This window comes from Escherichia sp. KS167_9B, from assembly GCF_030295215.1.
GTDB lineage: Bacteria > Pseudomonadota > Gammaproteobacteria > Enterobacterales > Enterobacteriaceae > Escherichia > Escherichia coli_F.
In genome coordinates this window covers 905032-927832 of the sequence record NZ_AP025754.1, presented here as the reverse complement: position 1 = coordinate 927832, position 22801 = coordinate 905032, and the positions used below count along the sequence as shown (strand labels likewise).

33 protein-coding genes, 2 tRNA genes and 1 pseudogene are annotated in these 22801 nt (G+C 49.9%); 4 read left to right on the top strand and 32 right to left on the bottom strand.

Going from position 1 to position 22801, the window contains the following annotated elements; all coding sequences use genetic code 11:
* Positions 1-25: 25 nt before the first annotated feature.
* From QUE34_RS04520 to QUE34_RS04460, 13 genes are all read right to left on the bottom strand, one after another.
* Positions 26-649 (bottom strand): phage baseplate assembly protein V, encoded by a 624-nt coding sequence (locus tag QUE34_RS04520; RefSeq protein WP_040091456.1) that lies wholly within the window; start codon positions 647-649, stop codon positions 26-28.
* Positions 633-1184, bottom strand: coding sequence for a hypothetical protein (locus tag QUE34_RS04515; RefSeq protein ID WP_042966191.1), 552 nt, complete (start codon positions 1182-1184; stop codon positions 633-635). The genes QUE34_RS04520 and QUE34_RS04515 overlap by 17 nt, the downstream gene beginning before the upstream one ends.
* Positions 1185-1195: 11 nt before the next feature.
* Entirely contained in the window at positions 1196-1918 is a 723-nt protein-coding gene (locus QUE34_RS04510; protein WP_042966187.1) for a hypothetical protein, read from the bottom strand.
* Complete coding sequence (locus tag QUE34_RS04505; RefSeq protein ID WP_236927362.1) at positions 1899-2303, bottom strand: head-tail joining protein; 405 nt, start codon at positions 2301-2303, stop codon at positions 1899-1901. The genes QUE34_RS04510 and QUE34_RS04505 overlap by 20 nt, the downstream gene beginning before the upstream one ends.
* Positions 2303-2668: a DNA-packaging protein FI gene (gpFI, locus tag QUE34_RS04500; RefSeq protein ID WP_040091460.1), complete on the bottom strand. Its 366-nt coding sequence runs from the start codon at positions 2666-2668 to the stop codon at positions 2303-2305. Before gpFI ends, QUE34_RS04505 begins: the two co-directional genes overlap by 1 nt.
* Before the next feature lie 51 nt (positions 2669-2719).
* Positions 2720-3748 carry a major capsid protein gene (locus QUE34_RS04495; protein ID WP_040091462.1) on the bottom strand — a complete coding sequence of 343 codons (1029 nt, stop codon included), beginning with the start codon at positions 3746-3748 and terminating at the stop codon, positions 2720-2722.
* Positions 3749-3816: 68 nt separating this feature from the next.
* The gene (locus QUE34_RS04490; protein WP_040091463.1) at positions 3817-4152 is read right to left on the bottom strand and encodes a head decoration protein; all 336 of its coding nucleotides are present in this window, start codon (positions 4150-4152) and stop codon (positions 3817-3819) included.
* Positions 4153-4190: 38 nt separating this feature from the next.
* Positions 4191-5798, bottom strand: coding sequence for a S49 family peptidase (locus tag QUE34_RS04485; protein ID WP_040091464.1), 1608 nt, complete (start codon positions 5796-5798; stop codon positions 4191-4193).
* On the bottom strand, positions 5788-7311 hold the full coding sequence (locus QUE34_RS04480) for a phage portal protein (protein ID WP_052319583.1): 1524 nt from the start codon (positions 7309-7311) through the stop codon (positions 5788-5790). Before QUE34_RS04480 ends, QUE34_RS04485 begins: the two co-directional genes overlap by 11 nt.
* Positions 7312-7355: 44 nt before the next feature.
* On the bottom strand, positions 7356-7565 hold the full coding sequence (locus QUE34_RS04475) for a phage head-tail joining protein (protein WP_040091466.1): 210 nt from the start codon (positions 7563-7565) through the stop codon (positions 7356-7358).
* Between the two features lie 3 nt (positions 7566-7568).
* Positions 7569-9485: a phage terminase large subunit family protein gene (locus QUE34_RS04470; protein ID WP_040091467.1), complete on the bottom strand. Its 1917-nt coding sequence runs from the start codon at positions 9483-9485 to the stop codon at positions 7569-7571.
* The gene (locus QUE34_RS04465) at positions 9457-9963 is read right to left on the bottom strand and encodes a terminase small subunit (protein ID WP_040091469.1); all 507 of its coding nucleotides are present in this window, start codon (positions 9961-9963) and stop codon (positions 9457-9459) included. Before QUE34_RS04465 ends, QUE34_RS04470 begins: the two co-directional genes overlap by 29 nt.
* 345 nt (positions 9964-10308) lie before the next feature.
* Complete coding sequence (locus tag QUE34_RS04460; protein ID WP_040091471.1) at positions 10309-10605, bottom strand: hypothetical protein; 297 nt, start codon at positions 10603-10605, stop codon at positions 10309-10311.
* Positions 10606-10998: 393 nt separating this feature from the next.
* On the opposite strand from QUE34_RS04460, the gene QUE34_RS04455 reads away from it, so the two are divergent.
* A complete protein-coding gene (locus tag QUE34_RS04455) occupies positions 10999-11580 on the top strand; it encodes a lipopolysaccharide core heptose(II)-phosphate phosphatase (RefSeq protein WP_040091473.1) in 582 nt (193 codons plus the stop codon).
* A gap of 72 nt (positions 11581-11652) precedes the next feature.
* Here QUE34_RS04455 and QUE34_RS04450 read toward each other — a convergent pair whose 3' ends face one another.
* The 19 genes and pseudogenes from QUE34_RS04450 to QUE34_RS04360 all read right to left on the bottom strand — a co-directional run bounded on the left by QUE34_RS04450 (position 11653) and on the right by QUE34_RS04360 (position 20234).
* Positions 11653-12090: a lysis protein gene (locus QUE34_RS04450; protein WP_263803060.1), complete on the bottom strand. Its 438-nt coding sequence runs from the start codon at positions 12088-12090 to the stop codon at positions 11653-11655.
* A complete protein-coding gene (locus tag QUE34_RS04445) occupies positions 12087-12563 on the bottom strand; it encodes a glycoside hydrolase family 24 protein (RefSeq protein ID WP_000229392.1) in 477 nt (158 codons plus the stop codon). The genes QUE34_RS04450 and QUE34_RS04445 overlap by 4 nt, the downstream gene beginning before the upstream one ends.
* Positions 12547-12870, bottom strand: a complete 324-nt coding sequence (locus tag QUE34_RS04440; RefSeq protein ID WP_000783734.1) for a phage holin, lambda family — start codon at positions 12868-12870, stop codon at positions 12547-12549. Before QUE34_RS04440 ends, QUE34_RS04445 begins: the two co-directional genes overlap by 17 nt.
* 242 nt (positions 12871-13112) lie before the next feature.
* A tRNA-Thr gene (locus tag QUE34_RS04435) sits at positions 13113-13188 on the bottom strand.
* Between the two features lie 5 nt (positions 13189-13193).
* Positions 13194-13268 (bottom strand) — tRNA-Asn (locus tag QUE34_RS04430).
* Positions 13269-13331: 63 nt separating this feature from the next.
* Positions 13332-13850 carry an antiterminator Q family protein gene (locus QUE34_RS04425; protein ID WP_023155362.1) on the bottom strand — a complete coding sequence of 173 codons (519 nt, stop codon included), beginning with the start codon at positions 13848-13850 and terminating at the stop codon, positions 13332-13334.
* Complete coding sequence (locus QUE34_RS04420) at positions 13847-14035, bottom strand: protein ninH (protein WP_000994511.1); 189 nt, start codon at positions 14033-14035, stop codon at positions 13847-13849. The genes QUE34_RS04425 and QUE34_RS04420 overlap by 4 nt, the downstream gene beginning before the upstream one ends.
* Positions 14032-14394, bottom strand: a complete 363-nt coding sequence (locus QUE34_RS04415; RefSeq protein WP_001008180.1) for a RusA family crossover junction endodeoxyribonuclease — start codon at positions 14392-14394, stop codon at positions 14032-14034. The genes QUE34_RS04420 and QUE34_RS04415 overlap by 4 nt, the downstream gene beginning before the upstream one ends.
* The gene (locus QUE34_RS04410; RefSeq protein WP_000002243.1) at positions 14391-14681 is read right to left on the bottom strand and encodes a DUF1364 domain-containing protein; all 291 of its coding nucleotides are present in this window, start codon (positions 14679-14681) and stop codon (positions 14391-14393) included. The genes QUE34_RS04415 and QUE34_RS04410 overlap by 4 nt, the downstream gene beginning before the upstream one ends.
* Positions 14681-15404, bottom strand: a pseudogene (locus QUE34_RS04405) (phage antirepressor KilAC domain-containing protein). Before QUE34_RS04405 ends, QUE34_RS04410 begins: the two are co-directional and overlap by 1 nt.
* 74 nt (positions 15405-15478) lie before the next feature.
* Entirely contained in the window at positions 15479-16213 is a 735-nt protein-coding gene (locus QUE34_RS04400; protein WP_042970717.1) for a P22AR C-terminal domain-containing protein, read from the bottom strand.
* Positions 16214-16487: 274 nt separating this feature from the next.
* A complete protein-coding gene (locus QUE34_RS04395) occupies positions 16488-16670 on the bottom strand; it encodes a NinE family protein (RefSeq protein WP_001254256.1) in 183 nt (60 codons plus the stop codon).
* Positions 16667-17194, bottom strand: a complete 528-nt coding sequence (locus tag QUE34_RS04390; RefSeq protein WP_000153280.1) for a phage N-6-adenine-methyltransferase — start codon at positions 17192-17194, stop codon at positions 16667-16669. The genes QUE34_RS04395 and QUE34_RS04390 overlap by 4 nt, the downstream gene beginning before the upstream one ends.
* A complete protein-coding gene (locus tag QUE34_RS04385) occupies positions 17191-17631 on the bottom strand; it encodes a recombination protein NinB (RefSeq protein ID WP_042970715.1) in 441 nt (146 codons plus the stop codon). The genes QUE34_RS04390 and QUE34_RS04385 overlap by 4 nt, the downstream gene beginning before the upstream one ends.
* 73 nt (positions 17632-17704) lie before the next feature.
* Positions 17705-17995 carry a protein ren gene (locus QUE34_RS04380; protein ID WP_000145931.1) on the bottom strand — a complete coding sequence of 97 codons (291 nt, stop codon included), beginning with the start codon at positions 17993-17995 and terminating at the stop codon, positions 17705-17707.
* Positions 17992-18693, bottom strand: a complete 702-nt coding sequence (locus QUE34_RS04375; RefSeq protein ID WP_000788877.1) for a replication protein P — start codon at positions 18691-18693, stop codon at positions 17992-17994. The genes QUE34_RS04380 and QUE34_RS04375 overlap by 4 nt, the downstream gene beginning before the upstream one ends.
* The gene (locus QUE34_RS04370) at positions 18690-19589 is read right to left on the bottom strand and encodes a replication protein (protein WP_000185505.1); all 900 of its coding nucleotides are present in this window, start codon (positions 19587-19589) and stop codon (positions 18690-18692) included. The genes QUE34_RS04375 and QUE34_RS04370 overlap by 4 nt, the downstream gene beginning before the upstream one ends.
* A gap of 32 nt (positions 19590-19621) precedes the next feature.
* Entirely contained in the window at positions 19622-19915 is a 294-nt protein-coding gene (locus QUE34_RS04365; protein WP_000251069.1) for a CII family transcriptional regulator, read from the bottom strand.
* Between the two features lie 118 nt (positions 19916-20033).
* Positions 20034-20234 carry a Cro/CI family transcriptional regulator gene (locus QUE34_RS04360; protein WP_000437875.1) on the bottom strand — a complete coding sequence of 67 codons (201 nt, stop codon included), beginning with the start codon at positions 20232-20234 and terminating at the stop codon, positions 20034-20036.
* Between the two features lie 100 nt (positions 20235-20334).
* On the opposite strand from QUE34_RS04360, the gene QUE34_RS04355 reads away from it, so the two are divergent.
* The 3 genes from QUE34_RS04355 (at position 20335) to QUE34_RS04345 (ending at position 22732) form a co-directional block, all read left to right on the top strand.
* Positions 20335-21048 carry a LexA family protein gene (locus QUE34_RS04355; protein ID WP_001274755.1) on the top strand — a complete coding sequence of 238 codons (714 nt, stop codon included), beginning with the start codon at positions 20335-20337 and terminating at the stop codon, positions 21046-21048.
* 80 nt (positions 21049-21128) lie between these two features.
* Positions 21129-21971 carry a BRO family protein gene (locus QUE34_RS04350; RefSeq protein ID WP_000032717.1) on the top strand — a complete coding sequence of 281 codons (843 nt, stop codon included), beginning with the start codon at positions 21129-21131 and terminating at the stop codon, positions 21969-21971.
* Between the two features lie 434 nt (positions 21972-22405).
* Positions 22406-22732, top strand: coding sequence for an antitermination protein N (locus QUE34_RS04345; protein ID WP_000340009.1), 327 nt, complete (start codon positions 22406-22408; stop codon positions 22730-22732).
* Positions 22733-22801 lie beyond the last annotated feature (69 nt).

The window sequence follows — 22801 nt, the reverse complement described above, 5'->3', positions numbered from 1 at the left end:
TTCCGGAAAAAGAACTGAAAGGAGATTACATTTGCTGACCAGGCTGTCCGGTGCTGCCACCACTGTCGCCCCGGTGATTGTGACCGTTATAGACAATTCTGATTTGACTCATCGTTCCGTGATAATCAGAAACCTCACCACCGACCATCAGATCCGCCTTAACCACCGCCTCAGCATTCATGATTGCTTTACCCTGTACGGTCAGGGTATCTGTGATTTCTACCGGACCGTCCAGGGTTCCCCTGCCTGTAATTTTATAGCTGCCGCCTTCAGCCAGCGTGATGGACAGGGCATTAGCCTGACGGTCGTAACGGATTTCCGTTCCGGTATCAAACAAAATAACATGTTCGTATTCACTGCCCTCAGGGACAGGAATGGCGTCAATATTGGCCCCCGGATACACCCGACCATTACGCAAATCGCCCGCCTCCGATATCACTGTAACGGCATCGCCGGGGGCCGGATAATTACTGACCTGCATGTAGCGCCCGGACTGTACCTGAATCCAGGGCAAAGGCGGCGAAAGCACATCCCCGATATCCACCCGGACCATCACCGGGCTGCCCGGGATCACATCCTCCACCACACCACGCCGGACCATATCCGCCACCCTGCGGCGTAACTCTGCCACTTCATCTGCCAGACTCATCACCGGTGCCCTCCGATTTCCAGATAAGACGATAATCCTGCTCATGTCTCTTGCCGGTTTCCGGTACTTTCCCCAGCCAGACTTCCTGTAATGGCGCACCAGCCGGAACATCGAACGGATCTTCCCCGACCGGAATATCCTGTTCAAAAGAAACGCGGAAAACGATGTAGTCATCCAGCAGGCGGTCGAAGGTATCCACTTCAGCATCAATAAAAATGGCCGGGTCAACGTTATCCAGCCCGAACGTGGCTCCCTCAATCCAGTCGGACAAATCCATCGCCAGACAACGGGCAAATATCTGCGGTTTTGGCACGTTCTCCGTCTTCCCGGCCCGGTCTGTCACCACAAACAGATCGCATTTCAGCGTGACCCGTGTCTGCCCGTCGGCAAACTGGGCCTTGTCCCAGCCGGGCACATCAACAAACACGGCAGGCGTCACCAGTTGCGTCTCTTTTTCCGGGTACTCATCGGCATCTTCCACCCAGGGAATTTGTTTCAGACTGTCAATAACCGCCTGATGCCAGGCGCCCATCATTAATGGCTCCATCACTCCAGCCCCTTAAATACCCGGAATTTCAGTTCATGCTCAAAATTTTTCAGGATCAGTGCTTCCGCATCCGGAAAAACAAAATCCTCTATACGGTTCAGCATGGCTTCGTAAATATCAATTTCCGCTTCACGCACCCTTCGTCGTCCTGATACCTGACGGACCAGGACAGTCTTACGCCGTGAAATACGTCCGCGCCGGTTTTCAGACTCAAATTCATTAATGAAGGCCTCATCACCTGACCAGGTGGTGACCGGTATTGCCTCACCGGCAGGTTTAAAACGGATCTCCCTCGCCTTCCTGCTGCGTGAAGCTGGAGCAAAACGTCCCCGCACATCACGCAACTGATGGCGTTCGCCGCGTCGTCCACCACTGATGCGTCCGCGCAGATCGCGTACTTTGATGGCGTTCAGGCCGAACCATACCTTTGCCTCGTCAAACTCATCGCCGTTTCTACGAATGACAAAATCACGCAGCACACGCCTTCCGATCATTTTCTGACTGCGTGGGGCAACCTGTTTTTTAAACTCTGCCATGGCCTTCATCCGCAGTGCGGACGCGGCTCTTTTCAGCGCCACGCCCCAGGCTTTACGGATCTGACTTTTTGACCCACCCAGTTTAGCGATAATTTTCAGCACCTCATCTTCATCAATATCGACGACGAGGTTTCGTGCCAGCCGTCGCTGCCGGGCACTGCTTCGTTCATGCTCTCTGACTGCCATAACGTTTACTCGGTCGTTCCGGTGCAGCAGGTGTATTTCTCCCCGGCTCTCCACGCGCAAGGGTGATGGTAATCACCCCCTGACCCGCAGTGCCTGACTCATCCCAGCCGGGATCGACTACCTGATAGGGTTCGCCGTGGATCATGACCCTGTCATATTTTTTCAGACCGGCGGCCCATGCGCTCCGGGTAAATAACACGGGCGCAGTATCACGAATTTCGCCGCTGCCAGTGTTCATCCCGGTGTTATCTGCCGGGGCATCAAAAACGGCACGGATTCTTCTTTCCGTGCCGCCCGGATATATGCTGATTTCCGTCCCCATCGTATCCAGGATGATGTCATCCGCATCACTCATGGCCTGATCGAACAGATTATCGAACATCATCACTCCCGGATTTTTTCTGCCAGACCGTCCGCCAGCAACGCAGGAACTGCGGCTTCATTAACCAGCACAACACTGGAGGCCCGGGCAAACATCAACATTTTTCCCGTCACAGCATCACAGGCTGGCATATGCGCCGTTTTCAGCATACGCACCCGGGCGAGTCCCCGCTCAGAATGCATTCCGTCGCCGGATGCATCGTTGCCCACCTCTTCCTTCCCTGTCTCCTCCCCATCGAATCCGGCGGCCTCCTCTTCCAATTCCGCCAGGCGCTGCTCAAGATCGGCTTTTGAACCTGAAATATCTGCTTCACGCCCCAGAATCACTGCCAGTTCCTGCAAACGTTCAGTCATCTGCTCTTTTGTCATCACATCTCTCCCGTACGCTAAAGAAAAAGGCGGGAATATCCCGCCCCCGTCTTATTTCACCTGAACCACCACAAACGCATCCGGATCCGGCAGCACCATCAACGGCGCAGACTGCGTCATGGTATATTCGCAACCAGGATCCCCCACTTCATCCCAGTGTTTCGGATAACGAATCGCAGAGGTAATCCCTTCACTCAGTGCCTGATTATCCTGAATGGCACCATAACAACGGACGCCTTCCGCCTGAGTGTTCCCCAGAATCAGTGTTCCTTCCGGCAGATAACGCTGTTCATCCCCGTTTTCGTCAACATACGTTGTCTTCGCCACCACAATTGCCAGATCGCCGTAATGACCTTTAAAGGAAACCACGGAGCCCAGGTCTTTCAGTGCCGTTTCCAGCTCAGATTTGGAGCCACGACTGGTATCCAGTTTTTCACGGAACAGTTTAAAACCGTTCAGCATACGCCAGACCGTGCCGTCCATAATCGCGATATTGATGGTGCCGGAAGCGAAATCACAGTACGCATCCAGATCATGCGTCGGATCGAAGGTGTCAGCATTCTGCTGTGACCATTCGCGTCCGCCAGCCTGCGTAATGTTATTGGCGGCAGAACGCCCAAAATCCACTTCCATCGTCTCAAACTGCTCGCCGCTCATGGTGTATTTACCCTGCAGAACGGCACTGACTGCCTGCATTTCTTCCACCTGTACAATCGCCTGCTCTTCCTGTTTCAGGTTATCCGTCAGAATACGCAGACGGCGGTAAGCCGGGTCATTAAGGCGGGCCGGATCTTCCCCTGGAAGACGTTCCACTGCCTGCTGATAATCAAAGCGGTGTTTTGGTTTTACATAACCGGGACGTAACACGCGGGTTTCACCACCACGGCTGCGCAGCACTTTGCCTGACACCACCGGAGACACATACGCCGCAACCGGTGTTTTGCCGGTAATTTTATCCAGCATGACTTCCTGAGTATGGAAAGTGATCGTGCGACGAAAGAACAGCTCCAGAAACAGCGCACGAAATTTCACTTTCTGCTCGGTGTACCCGAGTAACTGACGCGTGGTAAATAACCCCATAATTTATTTTCCTTCAGAAACACAAACGGGCCGCATCGCGACCCGTTTTTCAGTTAATCACTTCACCATCAGGCGTGGCTGATGGCACTTCCCACAAACGCGTTGGCTTTTTTCACCGCATCCACAGAGTCAGGCCAGACCAGCGACTCACTGGCAAACGTACCGCTTTTGTAGTACGTCAGCGTGGGTTCTGTTCCGGCAAGCGCCAGAGTCAGCACCCCCACGGCCGTTCCGGCTTTCTGACCATCCCATGCCACCAGTTTACCGGTGGCGTCATCCAGCATCAGTGGCGTCAGTGCAGGCGTGGCGGCACTGATACCACTGGTGGCTTTTGCGGTATGCGCCGGATCGCTTCCGGCAAAAATGTTCACATCCGCGCGCTTTTCCGTGGTGGTTTTAATCATTTTTCAGTCTCCTGATTTATCTGAATTCCGGATATCGCTTACGGCATACTCATCAGCAGGTCTTCCTCCCCGCGCCCGGCAGTTCCGCCACCGGAAACCGCACTGGCAGCATGCTGTGCCATAAAGCGATCAAAAAGTGTTTCCTGTGACGGTTGCGATGCCACCGGCGCGGCTGCCAGCAGCGTTTTCGCCTGCGCCACCGTCATTCCAGGTTGTTCTGTCAGTGCCTGTGCAAGTTGCTCGCGCCCTTTCGCCTCCGGCAGCGCCATAATCTGATCGCCGACACTTGCAGAACCAGCAACCGGTGCCGCCGCCAGTAACGTTTTGGCCTGGTCAACGGTCATTCCCGGCTGTTCAGCCAGCGTCTGCGCGAGTTGTTCACGCCCTTTTGCTTCTGGTAACGCCATAATCTGATCGCCTGTGCCGGCAGCAGGGGCTGCCGCCAGAAACGCTTTCGCCTGCTCCACCGTCATCCCCGGTTGACCTGCCAGCATCTGTGCCAGTTGCTCACGCCCCTTTGCTTCCGGCAGCCCCATAATCTGATCACCTGTATTTGCCACACTGGCAGCAGGCACAGCAGCCAGGAACGCTTTCGCCTGCTCTACCGTCATTCCAGGCTGACCTGCCAGCATTTGCGCAAGTTGCTCGCGCCCTTTCGCCTCCTGACAATTCAGGATCTCCATCACGCGCTGATTTTCCTGGGCCACAGCCTCAATGATCGAAACATTCGTTTGCGACATATTTACCTCTCTATTAATTTCTTTATTTATTGCAGAAACCATCACTTCAACGGCATCTGCAGCATTAATCAGTTGATCAGCCAGGCCTGCATCAATCCCTGCCTGACCGTCATAAACGGCAGCCTCGGTATTCATCACCGCCTCTGAACTCAGCCCCGTATAAAGCGACACCTTGTCGACAAACATCCGGCGGGCCTCATCAATACGGCGCTGAAAATCTGCACGCACACCTGCCGGCAATGCCTGAATACTGTTGCCGTCAACCTTGTGCTGCCCGGAGTAAATCAGCGTGATGTCCACCCCTTCCTGTGCCAGTTGTTTCTCGTAACTGGTGTGCGCCATCATCACGCCAATCGAACCAATTTTTGCCGTCTGCGTGACCAGCCGACGCGTACAGGCTGCCGCCAGCAACATGGCGGCTGAACAGGCCATGTCATTACACAGCGCCCACACGGGCTTCTGTTCCCGCAGGCGGTAAATCATGTCAGCACAGTCAAACGCCCCGGCTGCCTGACCGCCCGGGCTGTCGATATCCAGCAAAATGCCGCGCACATCCGGATCATTCACCGCCATCTGAAGACGAGCAGTCAGACCGTCATAGCCTGTCATGCCAGAGTAAGGCCGCAGGGTACCCAGTTTATGCACCAGCGTGCCGCTCACCGGCAGAATGGCGATGCCATTCTTCACCTGGTAACTCTTTGCCGGACGCTGACCGCCCGCCATATAGTCAGTCACAGCCAGTTGCATACCATCAGCATCAAGCTGAACAGCCTGCTGAGGAACTGCAAGGCTGCCGGCCCCCATCTCTTTACCCAGCGCGCAAAAGAAAACCCGCGCATAGGCGGGTTCCAGTAAAAGCGGCTCATTAAATGCCATGGCGGCAATATGCGATAAATTACGACGCATCGCCTTTCTCTCCCGTTGTCTGTCGGATCTGCTGCTGAAACGTGTCCTTTATCCAGATGGGGCGGGGAAGACCAGCCGCCTGTCGCTCCTGGCTTTCACGCAGTTGCTGGCGGAAAATCTCCTGATAGTCATCGCCCATCAGGGCCAGTTCTTTCTCGTACGTGCTTAAACCACCTTCAATACGCATCACCGCTTCCTGCACTTCCTTAAGGCCATCAATCGCCATGCGACCGGCACCAATCCACTCGGCACGGCACCACCCGGAACGGGCCTCCCAGAATGAGAAACGGGATTTCGGTGGGCGGATCACACCACGAATAAGGGCTTCTTCCAGCCAGCAGGCAAACATCTGTGACGCCAGTCGGCTGGCCACAAATTTTCGTTTCCCCATAAAATACCGCCACGACTCATTGGCGGATGCCCGGGCACTGGAATAACTGACCTGTGAATAATCACGGGAAAGCTGCTCATAGGACACCCCCAGCCCGGCAGCGATGTAACGTAACAGCGCCTTTTCCAGTTCAGAGAAACCATTATCCGCATTCTGTGCTGTCTGCAGATTCAGTGAATCCCCCGGATAAAGATGCGGAATACGAACCCCTCCCATCTTTACCCCATTGATGGCGTAATAGTGCGCATAGCCTTTCATGATGGCTTTCAGCGGGTTTTTACTGTCATCCCCCACCCCGGCGATATATTCAAATGCTTTTTCCGAATCCAGTGTGGATTCAATCGTCGCGGCATACATCGCCCGCACCATCGCCGACTGCAGTTGCGTGGCCTGCAGTGTGTCGAGCATCTTGAGGCGCTCCATGACAGAGTAAAACTGGTTTGCCCCGCGCGTCTGCCCGTCCTCCTGCGGCTGAAACACATGGATCATGCCCGGTCTTCCGGAGGGCAGAGTCGCCGTAATCCGTGTCCAGTTACTGACACTGTAACCCGGCCAGTCATCATCCTGAACATGGTAGGCTATCGCCTTTCCGTGCCGGCTGATTTCCACTCCGGCACGCATAAAACGATCGCCGATGCCATAACCGGGCGTACTGACGCGCTTCGGACTGATGGTCTTGAATTTTGTTCTGAATAATGACGTGGATTCCGCATCCCATACAGGCTGGACAAAAATTTCACCGTTAAAAGTATGGACCCCCACCCCTTCACGAATAAATTCGGTAAACGAGCGACGTCCTTCCACATCCATCGAGCCAAACACCGGATCGCAGTATTCCATCCACGCCGCCTCCACATCTTCAATAAAGGCATGCGAATCAGCTTCTGACATCCCCAGCCAGCGCCAGTTGGGTCGGTAGCTCAGGCGAAACATATGTCCGACGATATGGTCTTTATGGATTTCCACAGCATTCGCGGCAATGCCATTATTACGGACCAGATCATCCGCACGGGCATTACCCAGCTGAATGGAAGGCAACAGCGCCACATCGGCACTTTCCGGCGCAGGTAACCATTCCGCAAGTTGCCCACCAAATCCGGAGCCGCCACCGGAATATCCCATACTCTGTCGCAGGGGCTGTCCGTGAACATCTATCAACTCCACATTCACAGCCTCACTCCCACCGGACCGCGACGCCGTCCGGACACACCCAGCGCACTCTCCAGCTCTTCAATGTATTGCCGCAGTTCACCAATCGTCGCCCGCGAATACTGAACCTGCCGTCCGTTCCTGCCGACAGAAACCACAGCACGTCCGATCATCAGTTCATGTAATGCCCGGCGGGCATCACAAAGCATCTCATGCGTATAAATCATCACTTATCCTCCACTCAGTGCAGCCGCGATCTCTTCCATGCTCATATCATCCTCATCCTGTTCATCTCTTCGTGCTCTCGCCAGCGCTTCAAGGTCCAGTTGCCACCGCTGTACCGAAACGCGCAGGGCAGCATAGGCATATACCAGGCAGTCGAGGGCTTCGTTGCGTCGCCCTTTTTTATCCCACAGCAGTTTCACCCTGCCATTAACCACCTTCTCCACCAGCTCTTCCGCCACGATCTGACGCGCCTCTTCTTCCGAAAAAATGTCAGGGTTATCCGGAAAACGGAAGGTATACGGGGCGGCTTCACTGGCAGAGACCACTGGCAGGGCAAAACGGGCGTACAGCATTTCCTTGACGGTATCGGAGCCCACCTCACACAAAAACACACCACGCTGGTTGCGCTTTTTGGGCATGGTGATCACCGGCTTGCCGTACACCGATGCCCCTTTTATGGGAAGCACAAAAAAAGTGCCGTGTTTCCTGGAACGCTGATACACAATGTCCTGGTCGATACCACCGGTATCCCAGCAGACACGGGAAATGGAAATTTCAGTACCGTCAGCATGACGATATTTTTTCCGGATCACCGTATCAACACGTTTAAGGGTGTCCTCGTCTTCCGGTCGCCCCATGATAATTTGCTTATCAATCAGAAAGGCTTCTTCGCCGGGAGCCCAGCCCCAGACATAAATTTCATAGCGATCTTTCTGGGAGTCGATCCCGGCGGTCAGGTAAACCACCCTCAGGGGAACCTGCGCGCCATAGTGGCAGACTTTTTCCAGCAACAACTCAAAGCTCAGTTTTTCTGCCACGGCCTCTTCATAGGGCTCCCCGAGCGTGGTGTTAATAAACGTCTTGACGCCGTTCGGATCCTTCAGTGCATCCAGCCAGTCATAAACAATCTGTACCCAGGTGGTGAACGGACTGTACGCCGTCCATATATGGAAAGTGACGGAGCGCGGTGGCGGCATCTCCTCATCACCGGCGCTGTAAAATGCCAGGCCGTCTTGCGTCCACATCCCGGTGTTGTCACAAATCCAGCGCCCGTCTGTCTGGTCAAGTTCCGACTGGCGGATCACACAGCCATTACGTTCACACAGGTAATACACCGTTTCCGGTTTACCCTTCTCCCATTTCAGGCCAGACGGCGTCGCATCATCGCCAAACTTCAGATACTGGACCTCCCCGCAATGAGGGCAAGGGACATAAAACCGCATGAAATGCGCAGATTCATTCGCTGCTTTTTCAATCTGACAGGAGCCTTTAATTTTTGGCGTTGAGCCGCGTATGGATTTAGGCCATACCGAACCTTCGATACGTTTATCGCCAAGCAGTGTTGGTGAACCTTCTTTTTCCACATCCGGTTCAAACGAGGAGAGTTCGTCATAGCAGACCACATCCACAGATTTTTCACGGTAGTTTTTAGCAGCGGCACCGCCCAGGCACCAGAACCCCACTCCGGAGGAAAAACGCTTCAGAGTGAGCGTGTTGTCACGATGTTTTCTGCCCAGCCATGGAGACAACGCTTTAAGGCAGGGAACATCCCGCAATGTTGCTTCCACATGCGCTTTCATAAAATCTTCAGCTGCAGAATCTGTTGGCTGAAAAAGCAAACTGTTACGGGATTTATGCTCAATAAAATACCCGATCACGCCCAACAGCATTTTGGTATAACCCACACGCGCTGATTTAATCAGATTAACAGTGCGGATCCGGTCATTACCCATACTGTTCATGATGGCAACCTGAAACGGCAGGGTCTTCCACTCTCCATCACCATATGACGACTCTTTAGGCAGATAATAATTTTGATCAGCCCATTCAACTGCCGTCATCGGAACAACCCTGACCAGAGGTTGCAACGCAACTGAAACGGCAGCCATCATATTATTCAGCTGTAGTCTGGATATATTCATCGAGTAACTCAGGTAATTTATCCCCTGCCCGCGCGCACTGATTCGCGCCTTTTGCGATAAGGGTTTTCAGATGATCAATATGACGCGGCGTTAAATCCGGAAACTGTCGCTGCATGGATAAAGGAATGGAATCAAGCGTACTGGACAATGCCATCGCCAGTTTGCTGAGAGCGAAAATACAGAACTCTGAATCAATGAGTTTGCCTTCAGTTACCTGATTCTTAAGTTTTTGCGCTACAGCCTGCTCTTCAGTCAGTTCAACCCTGGCCCGGAGTAATCTTTCCTCCAGATCGCTCCCGTCATCAGGTGTTCTCTGATTGTATTGTCGCCGCTCGCGATCTATCTCCAGTACGGTTTTAACGTCATAAAAAACTTCCCTCCCCCGACGCTCAACAGGAGGAACGCCCCATTTATCAAATGCCTGAACGGATATACCGATGGAGGAGGCCATATCGCTTTTATTCAATAAAAAGGCCATCTCCTCTCCATAAGTCATCGATAAAAAGCGATATAACAACCATGTGTTTTTGCAAAACCATTTGATTTAATTGGCATTTTTCGCATTGATAGCATCAAAAAACGCCATCAGGTTGTTGTATCAAACCCTGTTTTTTATTACTTATCAAAGAGATAGAGAAAACAATTAAACAACAACCACCCCCTCAAAAAATCTCATAAATAGCGCGTTTTTGCGCGTCTGCCGTCCCCCGGTGTTTCAGGTTCCGGAAAGGACCCGTAAAAATGGGAGCGATTATCATTTACACACACTCTAATACCTGCATTATCGCAGCCCCTCACTGTTGAAGGGATGCTGTAATACCTGTTACTCCGTAACGACAGCGCCTTCCGGTAATTTCATGCCGGCAAATACCAGGCACCCCGGATGACGATCATCTTCTGTTGCTTCCAGCATTGACTCACCAAACCACTCCGTCGTGGCGCGACCATCAGCTGCTTTGTAGTGGAGTAAGTACTGATTCTCGCCATCCGCATACTGAGCGCGAGCTTTAACCTCACCCCATTCATCACTGATGCGCATCTCCACCAGTTGTGACAACTCAAACTTAAACGGAGCAGCATCAGCACCAATTACAATCGGTTTGTTTTCTGTTTTTTCCATCATCGTCTCCTGATATAGAAGCCCGTCGCCGCACCGGGCACTGTTCAACACTTGTGTATTTGCGACGACATAAAGGATTTATTTATGAAATTTTCAAGTAAGCAGAATTTCATGCTTTCCGGACGCTGGCTCACCCTTCATTTTTCAGCAAAATATTCTGCTCTTACAGGCGTTCAGTCATGCATACACTGCCGGACACTATCAACAATTTCACAGACCTGAGAGGCTGTATCGAAAAGCTGACGCGCTTTATCCAGCTGACGCATCCCACCAGGAAAAAAGGCACCAGTATCGCTACCAGTGCCCATTTCTCCACGTCAGACACCCTTAAGGATTACATAAGATTTACAAATAATAATGTCCTTTTTCACACACCTGTATAAGGATATTTATATGCCCAGCCGCACAATAATAAAATTTCTGATTATATCTTTATTCGTTATATTAGTTTTATTGTCAATCATATATATAGCAAGAACTCCGGCCAGACTTGATATGAATGACGTCGCTGAAATTAACCAGAAGCATCAGCTTATTTTTCTCATCAGACACGGAGAACGATGTGATCGCTCCACAAATATATGTCTGTCAGAACGTGATGGCATCACAATAAATGGAGCCAATAAAGCTCAACAATATGGAAATGCATTCAGCAAAATGTTTCCAGACTACGGTCTCTATTCAACAGATACAGTCCGAACGATACAGACAGCCTCTTTTTTTTCGGGTGGAAAAACAGCAACCATTCCTGATATTTCAACCTGTGATGATGACGCAGTAAACAACATACTGGAAATATCACAATCTGATAATATTACTGTAATTTTCACACATAACCACTGTCTGTCGAAAATTGCAAAAAAGATGAACGGCTGGAGATTTAAACCTGATTATATGGATACACTGGTTCTTCATCGGGAGAATCACAATCTGGTTCTTGACGGATATTCAAAACCGAACGATTTTATCCAGTAATTCATATAATAATACCTGAACATTGACACAACCCCATCCTTACACAAACAGCCAGCAATTAAGCTGGCTCTGTTAATTAAGACATTGCGTCCTGATGTACTCCTGCAGGTAGTTAACCTGCGCGGTTATCCTGTCGATTCCACTTCGGAGACGGTAATAATTGAGTTCAGCATCTGCTGTAAGTCCTGGGCTTTCTCCATCGCCCATGCCGCTGGCTCCGGTCGTTGACTTTGCACAGGTGGCGGCGACTTGCAGGCGCTTACGACCAGCAGAAACATCAGCACGGAGACTTTCGATAGTCGCGTTAGCATCAGCAAGCTCCTTTGTGTATCTGGCGTCGAGTTCTGCTACATCACGTTGACGCTTCTGCATGTCAGCGATGATGTACCTGGCTTTATCGCGCTGCTCTTTGTAGGCGATGGCATTATCACGGTAATGATTAACAGCCCATGACAGGCAGACGATGATGCAGATAACCAGAGCGGAGATAATCGCGGTTACTCTGCTCATACCTCAATCTCTCTGACTGTTCCGCCAGCTTCTTTGAATTTTGCAATCAGGCTGTCAGCCTTATGCTCGAACTGGCCATAACCAGCCCCCGGCAACGAAGCCCAGATATTGCTGCAACGGTCGATTGCCTGACGGATATCACCGCGATCAATCATCGGTAAAGCGCCACGCTCTTTAATCTGCTGCAATGCCACAGCGTCCTGACTTTTCGGAGAGAAATCTTTCAGGCCAAGTTGCTTACGATAGGCATCCCACCAACGGGAAAGAAGCTGGTAACGTCCGGCTGCTGTTGATTTGAGTTTTGGGTTTAGCGTGACAAGTTTGCGAGGGTGATCGGAGTAATCAGTGAATAGCTCTCCGCCAACAATGACGTCATAACCATGATTTCTGGTTTTCTGACGTCCGTTATCAGTTCCCTCTGACCACGCCAGCATATCGAGGAACGCCTTACGTTGATTATTGATTTCCACCATCTTCTACTCCGGCTTTTTTAGCAGCGAAGCGTTTGATAAGCGAACCAATCGAGTCAGTACCGATGTAGCCGATGAACACGCTCGTTATATAAGCGAGATTGCTACTTAGTCCTGCGAAGTCGAGAAGGTCACGAATGAACCAGGCGATAATGGCGCACATCGTTGCGTCGATTACTGTTTTTGTAAACGCACCGCCATTATATCTGCCGCGAAGGTACGCCATTGCAAACGCAAGGATTGCCCCGATGCCTTGTTCCTTTGCCGCTAGAATGGCGGCTAACAGGTCATGTTTTTCTGGCATCTTCATGTCTTACCCCCAGTAAGGGGATTTGCTCTATTTAATTAGGAATAAGGTCGATTACTGATAGATCAAATCCAGGCTACTGTGTTTAGTAATCAGATTTGTTCGTGACCGATATGCACGGGCAAAACGGCAGGAGGTTGTTAGCGCAACCTCATGCCACCCGCTTTCACGAAGGTCATGTGTAGAAGGCCGCAGCGTAACTATCACTGATGAATTCAGGATAGCCAGTGGCTACGGCTCAGTTATGGTGCTGGTTAACGGACTTGAACCGCTACCCATTCGCTTACAAGGCGACCGCTCTACCATTGGAGCTAAACCAGCATGTTTGGCGGGACAGCGTGGACTCGAACCACGATAAGAAGGTTAACAGCCTTCCGTAATGACCTTTATACGACTGACCCAAATAAAAAAAGCCACCGTTGCAACTTAAGAGTCACTAACGGCAGCTTACCCTCTAATTATGGCTAAATGGCTAATTGCATGTCAAGGTTTTTAACAGCAACATGCTTAACTTTCTCAACACGTTTACGCATTTTGAAAGCATTTTGCATTGGTTGGTACAAAACAAATAATGACGCTTTCAGGATGTCGTCAATTTCGTTTCTACAGGTTGCCAGTGAAGGTTTTCTCCATCCCTCGCCACCACGTCCACACATCTTGCGTGGCTTTGCAGTCGCGTGATAGTAGGATGCAATTGCTCGCTTAGATGAACCATGAGCGTAGTAGCTGAGGAGGATGCCAAAGGCTTTTTTGTCAATGTACATGACGGAATCGACGACCTGAGAAATCAACATTCCATCATCATCATTGCACATTGGCCTTGTCATAACTCTTCCCGGCTCTACGCTCTCCATGAACTTCGCTATTACGCTGCTCATGCGCTTTTCCAGGCGGCCTGAATAAACCCATGCGCCCCACAGTTCAAGCCAGCCATTCAGCCAATCGTGCTGTTCTTTGGTGAGGTTTAGTTCTCTTATGCTCATCGTCTTCCCCTCTTGCCCTGTTTGACCATCAGGACGCCGTTAACTATTACGTGACGCTCGCCTTTTCTGTCTCGGTTGTACTTGAGCACTGTTCCTCTTGCGCAGGAAAGCATCCTCGCCACTTCGGTCTGATTGCCTCGTGTCTGGATAAGAAGCTCTGGTATCGTTTGAATTGTGGCGTTCATACGTTCTCCAGTTCGGTGATTTTTATTCCAAGCCTTCCGCCTGGTACTTTCACGCCACGAATTACGCGAATGTCATCGAATTGCTCGTCGTCTTCCGCAAATCCGGCGTGGATAAGGGAGTCGAGTAAACCTTTCAGGATGTTGTCGAGGTCGCGGCGGCGGGAGTCTGGAACGTCTGCGATGACTTTGATACGGAGTCGTGATTTGGTGAAAATGTCTAACTTGAGTTGGCGGATGATTTGCTGAACGTCTTTTCGGTATTTCTGGCCTTTATCGCTGATGTAGTATTGGCTTCCCCGTCTTCGCCAGTAGGTGTTCAGCGACGGCGGATATGGAAGCACAAACTGATATTCGTTCATGGCTTAATCTTCCCCTCCTTCAGCAGTATCGCCTGCGTCCTGATCACGCCTTCGAGGTGGTAAAGTCTGGCGTCTTTGTTGTCGAGATTATGGGTGCGTCGGTCGATTTCATCGTGACACGCGCTACAAGCCCATGCGCCGATCAGGTCGTCAGGCTTCATTCCCGTTCCGCAAATTCCAGCCATCCGGTAATGTGCCAGAACTGTAGTTTCAGGATTGCCATTGCATACGCCGTAAATACGTACCTGGCATTCTCTGCCGCGTGCTTCTTTGCGTAGATTAGCCATTAAGCAGCCTCCCCTGTTACTTTCAGCATTCCGTTATCGAGCAGCTTTCTGGTCAGCCACTGTTGACCACGCCCGGTGATTTTTGTGGTGAACGATATCTGTATTCCGTGATTTGTGTTGACCGCTGTTTCTTTCACTGTGAAATAGCCGCGATCCATATATTCCTGCATTGGCACATTGCGCCGGGAACCTGAAGCAATAAGGATTTTGTGATCGCGCATCCACGCAAACAGTTTGTTTGGACCAATTCCAACAACCTTTGCAAAGTTTCCAATCAAAATTCCGCTGGCCTCGCCAACGCGATCGGCAAACTCAACTTTAGGTGCTGCGAGAGCAAGCTGTTTCTCCAGTTCAGCCTTCTTGTCTTCAAGGTCAGCTGCAAGGCGCAATGCCTAAGAAAAGGTTTGTGGGATCTTTGCGGTTGCCCCTTCGAGTTCTCGCCAACGGTCAACAAGACGAGCGGTGAATTCCGGCGACAACTGGGCAACGACAATAATGCTGTCGCGCTTACCTTGTTCGCCTTCGAAGACGTAAGCCTCGACACTACGGCGCAGTCCTAAGTTATTGATTTTTTTCGAAAACCTGCAATGCAGGAAGTTGAATAACTCCAGATTTAGCCAGGCGCTCTATTGATATTTTTACGTTATCTGGACGACTTCCCACCAACTCAGCGATTTCAATGCTTGTCATTTTGATGACACTGCTATTTATCAGCTCATTCATTGTCATGTCCTCTCATATTGAAAATTCAGCAATAAAAAACCCAGCCGAAGCTGGGTTTGTTAAGTTGTCAATTGTCAGTAGCGATGCAGTGAAGGCGGCAACTCTTTGTTCTTAAGCCTTTCCCATGCCAGAAGGTTCGTCGGCCCGTCAGGCTCATAAATATCTATATCCCGCGTGTGATTAATTAAAACGCCACTCGCCCTCCCGATGATATACGAGAACTCATAGCCGTAGTCGTGGCATATGCCGGAATAGCCAGACTGAATCAGTTTTAATGCGGGATACAACTCACGGAACAATGCCTGTGAGCGGTTGGCATAATCCCACAGCCATACAAGGCTGTCTGTTTCTTTTGCGGAAAGCCCGTTGGGCTTCTTCTCTTGTTTGCCAGTATTTTTCTCGCACTGGCTGAAATAGCAGTCTTCCAATTTTTCGAACACTTCCCACGCCTGATCGGTTTCGAGCATTTTGGCGTGGCGTGCTGCTCCGCGTTCTGTCCAGAGGATGAGGGAGCGGGCTTTCGGGGAAATTTGTAACCCTCTTAAAGATGGTTGCAAATTTTGTGAGTTACTTAAAGTAACCCGCAAATTTTGTGAGTAGTTTAAAGCTACCCGCAATTCTTTAAGGTCATTACCAACAACTTTGAAAAAGTGTTTCCCTTCAACGAAGCGTACTTTGTTCTCATGATGATTCTGGCGAATACGCACCGGCTCAGTGCCGTAAAGCTGCGCCAAAAGTTCGGTGGTAATAACAGGAATCTGGTTATGGGTGATCGGGGAGAGAGTTTCAACAGAAATTTGAGTTGTCATAATGACGCCCTCTGGTGGTTTCTTAATAACTCACCACCGACGACGCCAATCGTCTGGTGGTGAACTGTGCAGGGTTGGCGTAACCGGGAAACCGACCGGCGCGGATCTCTCCGCCCCCACACAGCCCACCATAATTCAGATGTGCGCGTGCATACGACAATAAAAAACACGCTCGCGGCGTGTATCTGTCGCGGTCTCTATCCAGGACGCCAATCCCGACGCCAGATTTTGCTGGCGTTTGAGGAATATAGCCCCGAATAAATCATCGCGTCAATCACCTTGTTTTCCTCGCACGATGTCTTAGCCACCGGATATCCCACAGGTGAGCCGTGTAATTGAAGGTTTTTACGTCAGATTCTTTTGGGATTGGCTTGCGTTTATTTCTGGAGCGTTTCGTTGGAAGGTATTTGCAGTTTTCGCAGATGATGTCGGTGATGCTTCTTCGCTGTCGCCTCATGCCGCCCTCCTGACGCCCTGCCCGATCGCCATCAATGCCGCTTTGGATACAGTAGTAAACATTCGTCGAGGACTGATGAACGGTCGCCAAATCAGCAGCATGGAGCCTTTGCTGTTTCCCTTCTTCTCCAGCCCTGTCGATGGTTCGATAAAATTAATCCGTCCATCAGTGATGATGCGAACTTCGTCGACACTCTCCAGAGCCTTGCTGAACCATCCGACTGACATATCCTCTGGCACAAGCATAACTACCGTCTGTCGCTGTTGTATGCACTGCTCAGCGGCTTTTTCCACCCACGGCCTGATATTGCTGTACGGTGGGTTATTCCAGATTGCACCGTGGCTTACCCACTCAGAATTGAGCGCGTCGTCGGCCTCAGTTAGCCAGTGAGCACACAGAGCATTTTTGTCGCTCGCTGCCGAATCCAGCCAGAATCCAAACTCAATATCCAGTGCATCAAAAAGCCAAAGCGGCGTTTGCCAGCAGTCCTTATCGTGTGCTGGCGTATTTGATTTGATAGTCATGCAGCCCGATCTCCCCATCGCGCTTTCCATTCGAGAGCTAGTCGCGCTTCGTCTGACCACTTAACGCCACGCTCTGTACCGAATGCCTGTATAAGCTCTAATAGCTCCGCAAATTCGCTTACGCGCATCCTGCTGGTTGACTGGCCTATTACCACAAAGCCATTCCCGGCAAGGTTAGGAACAACGTCCTGCTGCTTTAATGCTGCTGTAAAAACGCACTTCCAGCTTTCTGCATCCAGCCGGCGACCATGCCATTCAACCTGACGCGAAACGTCACCAAGGCAAGCCCAAAGCTTCCGATTTTGGTCTAAGCTGCGGTTGCGCTCCTGAATGGTTACTACGATTGGTTTGGTTGGGTCTGGAAGGATTTGCTGTACTGCGTGAATAGCGTTTTGCTGATGTGCTGGAGATCGAATTTCAAAGGTTAGTTTTTTCATGACTTCCCTCTCCCCCAAATAAAAAGGCCTGCGATTACCAGCAGGCCTGTTATTAGCTCAGTGATGTAGATGGTCATCTTTTAACTCCATATACCGCCAATACCCGTTTCATCGCGGCACTCTGGCGACACTCCTTAAAAATCAGGTTCGTGCTCATCTTTCCTTCCCGTTCTTCCCTGGTAGCAAACCGGTAATACACCGTTCGCCAGACCTTACCTTCGATAACCAGAAGACCTGCCCGTGCCATTTTAGCCGCGGCCTGATTTATGCTGGTTACTGTTGCGCCTGTTAGCGCGGCAACGTCCGGCGCACAGAAGCTATTATGCGTCCCCAGGTAATGAATAATTGCCTCTTTGCCCGTCATACACTTGCTCCTTTCAGTCCGAACTTAGCTTTGATTTCTGCGATCTTCGCCAGAGCCTGTGCACGATTTAGAGGTCTACCGCCCATGACAGGAAGTTGTTTTACTGGTTCAGGGATCGCCTCACCACGGTTAATTCTCGCAGTCATATGGACAAGCTCATCTGCGGCCTTACGGCGTAATTCCGCATCAGTAAGCGCATTGGCCCGCATGTTCTGATACAGGTTGGTAACCAGCCAGTAGTGCGCGTTTGATTTCCACGGATAAGACTCCGCATCCGGATACAGGCCTCGCTTCCGGCAATACTCGTAAACCATATCAACCAGCTCGCTGACGTTTGGCAGTCCGGCGATAACGGATGCTTCTTCCCGGCACCATGCAACAAACTGCCCGGGTGATGGCAGAAATGGTCGATTCTGCCGACGGGCTACGCGCATTCCTGCGTTAACCTGTTCCATTGTGGTGATCCCGTTTTCCCGGAAAGCCAGCACCCACTGGCGGCGGATTTCGTTCAGTTCGTTCTGGTCCCGGTTAGCTAGGCTCGCCGGGAAAGTTGCCAGTAACTGGCTGAACACACCATTGATGATCTGCGCTACCTGTTGTACCTGCGGCTTTTCGTCGTACTGTTCCGGCATGTTGTTGGCGATCCGACGCATCTGCTCACGGTCAAAGTTAACCATCTGTGCGGCGATGTTTTTCATAAATCCACCCCGTAAATCCAGTCAGTGTTTGTCAGGTCGAGTTTTGGTTTGCTGGCTGTCACGCCTGCCTGTTGCTTGTTACGGTTGATTTCGAGCTGGGTCCACTTGTCGCGGAGTTTGGCCGGACTCAGCACGTTACCGGACCAGAAGTTGTCCTGGCAGGCCCAGCGGAAAAGCACACACATATCGCGGTGGTTACGTCCGTCACGTTCACGCATCAGGCGGATATCGTTAGCCCACCCAGCAAAATTCGGTTTTCTGGCTGATGGCGCGATGGTCTTCACCATGTCAAACATCCACTCTGCGGCGGTCAGGTCTTCTGCTGTTCCCCACTTGCTGCCGCTCTGAATTGCAGCATCCGGTTTAACCACAGAAAGATCGTTTTCTGGCTGGTCAGAGGATTCGCCAGAATTCTCGGACGAATAATCTTTTCTTTTTTCTTTTGTAATAGTGTCTTTTGTGTCCCCCTGTTTTGAGGGATAGCAATCCCCCAATTTGAGGGATGTTTTATCCCTCGTTTTAGGGGATTTTCCCTCGTTTTGAGGGATACACCATTCTGAGATGTTTTTATTTGGTCCAAACATGCCGCCTTGCTGCTTGATAATATTCATTCTGACGAGTTCTAACTTGGCTTCATTGCACCGTTTGACAGGTAACTTTGTAATCTCGCTAAGTTGAGAATCGGTGATTCTGTCCATTGGTTTATTCCACCCATAGGTTTTACGCAGAATGGCAAGCAGCACTTTAAACTGTCGCTTGGTCAGATCTGCGCCCGAATAAGCCTCAAGCAGCATATTTGATAGTCTGGCGTAACCATCATCGAGATCTGCCACATTACGCTCCTGTCCGGCAAAGTTACCTCTGCCGAAGTTGAGTATTTTTGCTGTATTTGTCATAATGACTCCTGTTGATAGTTCCAGTAATGACCTCAGAACTCCATCTGGATTTGTTCAGAACGCTCGGTTGCCGCCGGGCGTTTTTTATTGGTGAGAATCGCAGCAACTTGTCGCGCCAATCGAGCCATATCGTCGTCAACGACGCCCCATTCAAGAACAGCAAGCAGCATTGAGAACTTTGGAATCCAATCCCTCTTCCACCTGCTGATCTGCGACTTATCAACTCCCACAGCTTCCGCTGTCTTCTCAGTTCCAAGCATTGCGATTTTGTTAAGCAACGCACTCTCGATTCGTAGAGCCTCGTTGCGTTTGTTTGCACGAACCATATGTAAGTATTTCCTTAGATAACAATTGATTGAATGTATGCAAATAAATGCATACACCATAGGTGTGGTTTAATTTGATGCCCTTTTTCAGGGCTGGGATGTGTAAGAGCGGGGTTATTTATGCTGTTGTTTTTTTGTTACTCGGGAAGGGCTTTACCTCTTCCGCATAAACGCTTCCATCAGCGTTTATAGTTAAAAAAATCTTTCGGCCTGCATGAATGGCCTTGTTGATCGCGCTTTGATATACGCCGAGATCTTTAGCTGTCTTGGTTTGCCCAAAGCGCATTGCATAATCTTTCAGGGTTATGCGTTGTTCCATACAACCTCCTTAGTACATGCAACTATTATCACCGCTAGAGGTAAAACAGTCAACACGCACGGTGTTAGATATTTATCCCTTGCGGTGATAGATTTAACGTATGAGCGCAAAAAAGAAACCATTAACACAAGAGCAGCTTGAGGACGCACGTCGCCTTAAAGCTATTTATGAAAAAAAGAAAAATGAACTTGGCTTATCCCAGGAATCTGTCGCAGACAAGATGGGGATGGGGCAGTCAGGCGTTGGTGCTTTATTTAATGGCATCAATGCATTAAATGCTTATAACGCCGCATTGCTTGCAAAAATTCTCAAAGTTAGCGTTGAAGAATTTAGCCCTTCAATCGCCAGAGAAATCTACGAGATGTATGAAGCGGTTAGTATGCAGCCGTCACTTAGAAGTGAGTATGAGTACCCTGTTTTTTCTCATGTTCAGGCAGGGATGTTCTCACCTGAGCTTAGAACCTTTACCAAAGGTGATGCGGAGAGATGGGTAAGCACAACCAAAAAAGCCAGTGATTCTGCATTCTGGCTTGAGGTTGAAGGTAATTCCATGACCGCACCAACAGGCTCCAAGCCAAGCTTTCCTGACGGAATGTTAATTCTCGTTGACCCTGAGCAGGCTGTTGAGCCAGGTGATTTCTGCATAGCCAGACTTGGGGGTGATGAATTTACCTTCAAGAAACTGATCAGGGATAGCGGTCAGGTGTTTCTACAGCCACTAAATCCACAATACCCAATGATCCCATGCAATGAGAGTTGTTCCGTTGTGGGGAAAGTTATCGCTAGTCAGTGGCCTGAAGAGACGTTTGGGTGATGGATGGCAAACCTCATAATGAATAACTTTAGCGAGTTGGCGACAAACTATCCACATTATATTAATATAAGGGAAAATCGATGAGTAAGTTCGGGTGTGATATGAGTAGGCAAATTACTGTTTTCGATGACACATCACAGTTAACATTTGATGATTTCGCTAGAGAAAACGGTGTTACCTATTGGTTTGCATCTGATTTAGCGATGATGCTTGGATATAATGGCATGGATCAGATATTGAAAGCCATCAACAAAGCTACATCTGTATGTGTGAGCCTCGATATCCCTGTATACGATAACTTCATCCAGATGCCTTCAGAAAATGCGAAAAATGACTTTAAATTAACTCGTTTCGCTTGTTATCTGATTGTAATGAATGGTGACATCAGCAATCAAAAAGTTGCAAATGCACAAGCTTATTTTGCTGGGCTCGCAGCAGAAATACACACTACATATCATAACCATGACGCAGTTAATCGAGTTTATTTGCGTGGCGAGATTACATCTAGAGAGAAAACTCTCAGTCATGTAGCCCATAAACACGGAGTAGTCGACTATGGTCTATTTCAAAATGCGGGCTACCGTGGGATGTACAATATGAATCTCTCACAGTTGAAAGCTCGAAAAGGCCTAACTAAAAAAGATGGAACGATGCTTGACTTCATGGGAAGCGAAGAGCTCGCGGCCAATATATTCAGAATTACACAGACAGAAGCAAGAATCAGAAACCAGAACCTGAAGGGACAGTCTCAACTAGAGAATGCTGCTGAGACCGTAGGGAGATCTGTTCGCAATGTAATGATTTCTAACACTGGAACAGCCCCTGAAAACATAAAACTTTCCCAAGAAAAAATTCAGAAAGTTAGAAGCAGCATTAAGAAAACTCATAAAGCCCTAGCAAAGCACGACCAAAAAAAACCATAAATGCATACCCCGGCCACAGAGCCGGGTTTTCTTTGCCTCACGATCCCCCTCACCCAAGAACACATAACCAATTGTATTTATTTGAAAATTAATAGATACAACTCACTAAACATCGCAATTCAGATCTCTCGATCACCTTCCCAATCCACACAACCCTGCAAAAAATAAATCTATATAAAAAACATACAGATAACCATCTGCGGTGATAAACTATCTCTGGCGGTGTTGACACAAATACCACTGGCGGTGATACTAAGCACATCAGCAGGACGCACTGACCACCATGAAGGTGACGCTCTTAAAAATTTAGCCCTGAAGAAGGGCAGCATTCAAAGCAGAAGGCTTTGAGTAGCGCGAAATGCAGCTGCAAGACAGCAACCGTGGAGATAAGCATCACGGCGCGTTACTCAAAGCTAACTGACAGGAGAATCCAGATGGATGCACAAACACGCCGCCGCGAACGTCGCGCAGAGAAACAGGCTCAATGGAAAGCAGCAAATCCCCTGTTGGTTGGGGTAAGCGCAAAACCAGTTAACCGCCCTATTCTCTCGCTGAATCGCAAACCGAAATCACGAGTAGAAAGCGCACTGAATCCGATAGACCTTACGGTGCTGGCTGAATACCACGAACAGATTGAAAGCAACCTGCAGCGTATTGAGCGCAAGAATCAGCGCACATGGTACAGCAAGCCACGCAGTGAAATGGGTGTGACTTGTGTTGGTCGCCAGAAAATGAAATTAGGCAGCAAACAACTTATTTGAGGTGATATATGGAAGAAGAATTTGAAGAGTTCGAAGAGCATCCTCAGGATGTGATGGAACAATACCAAG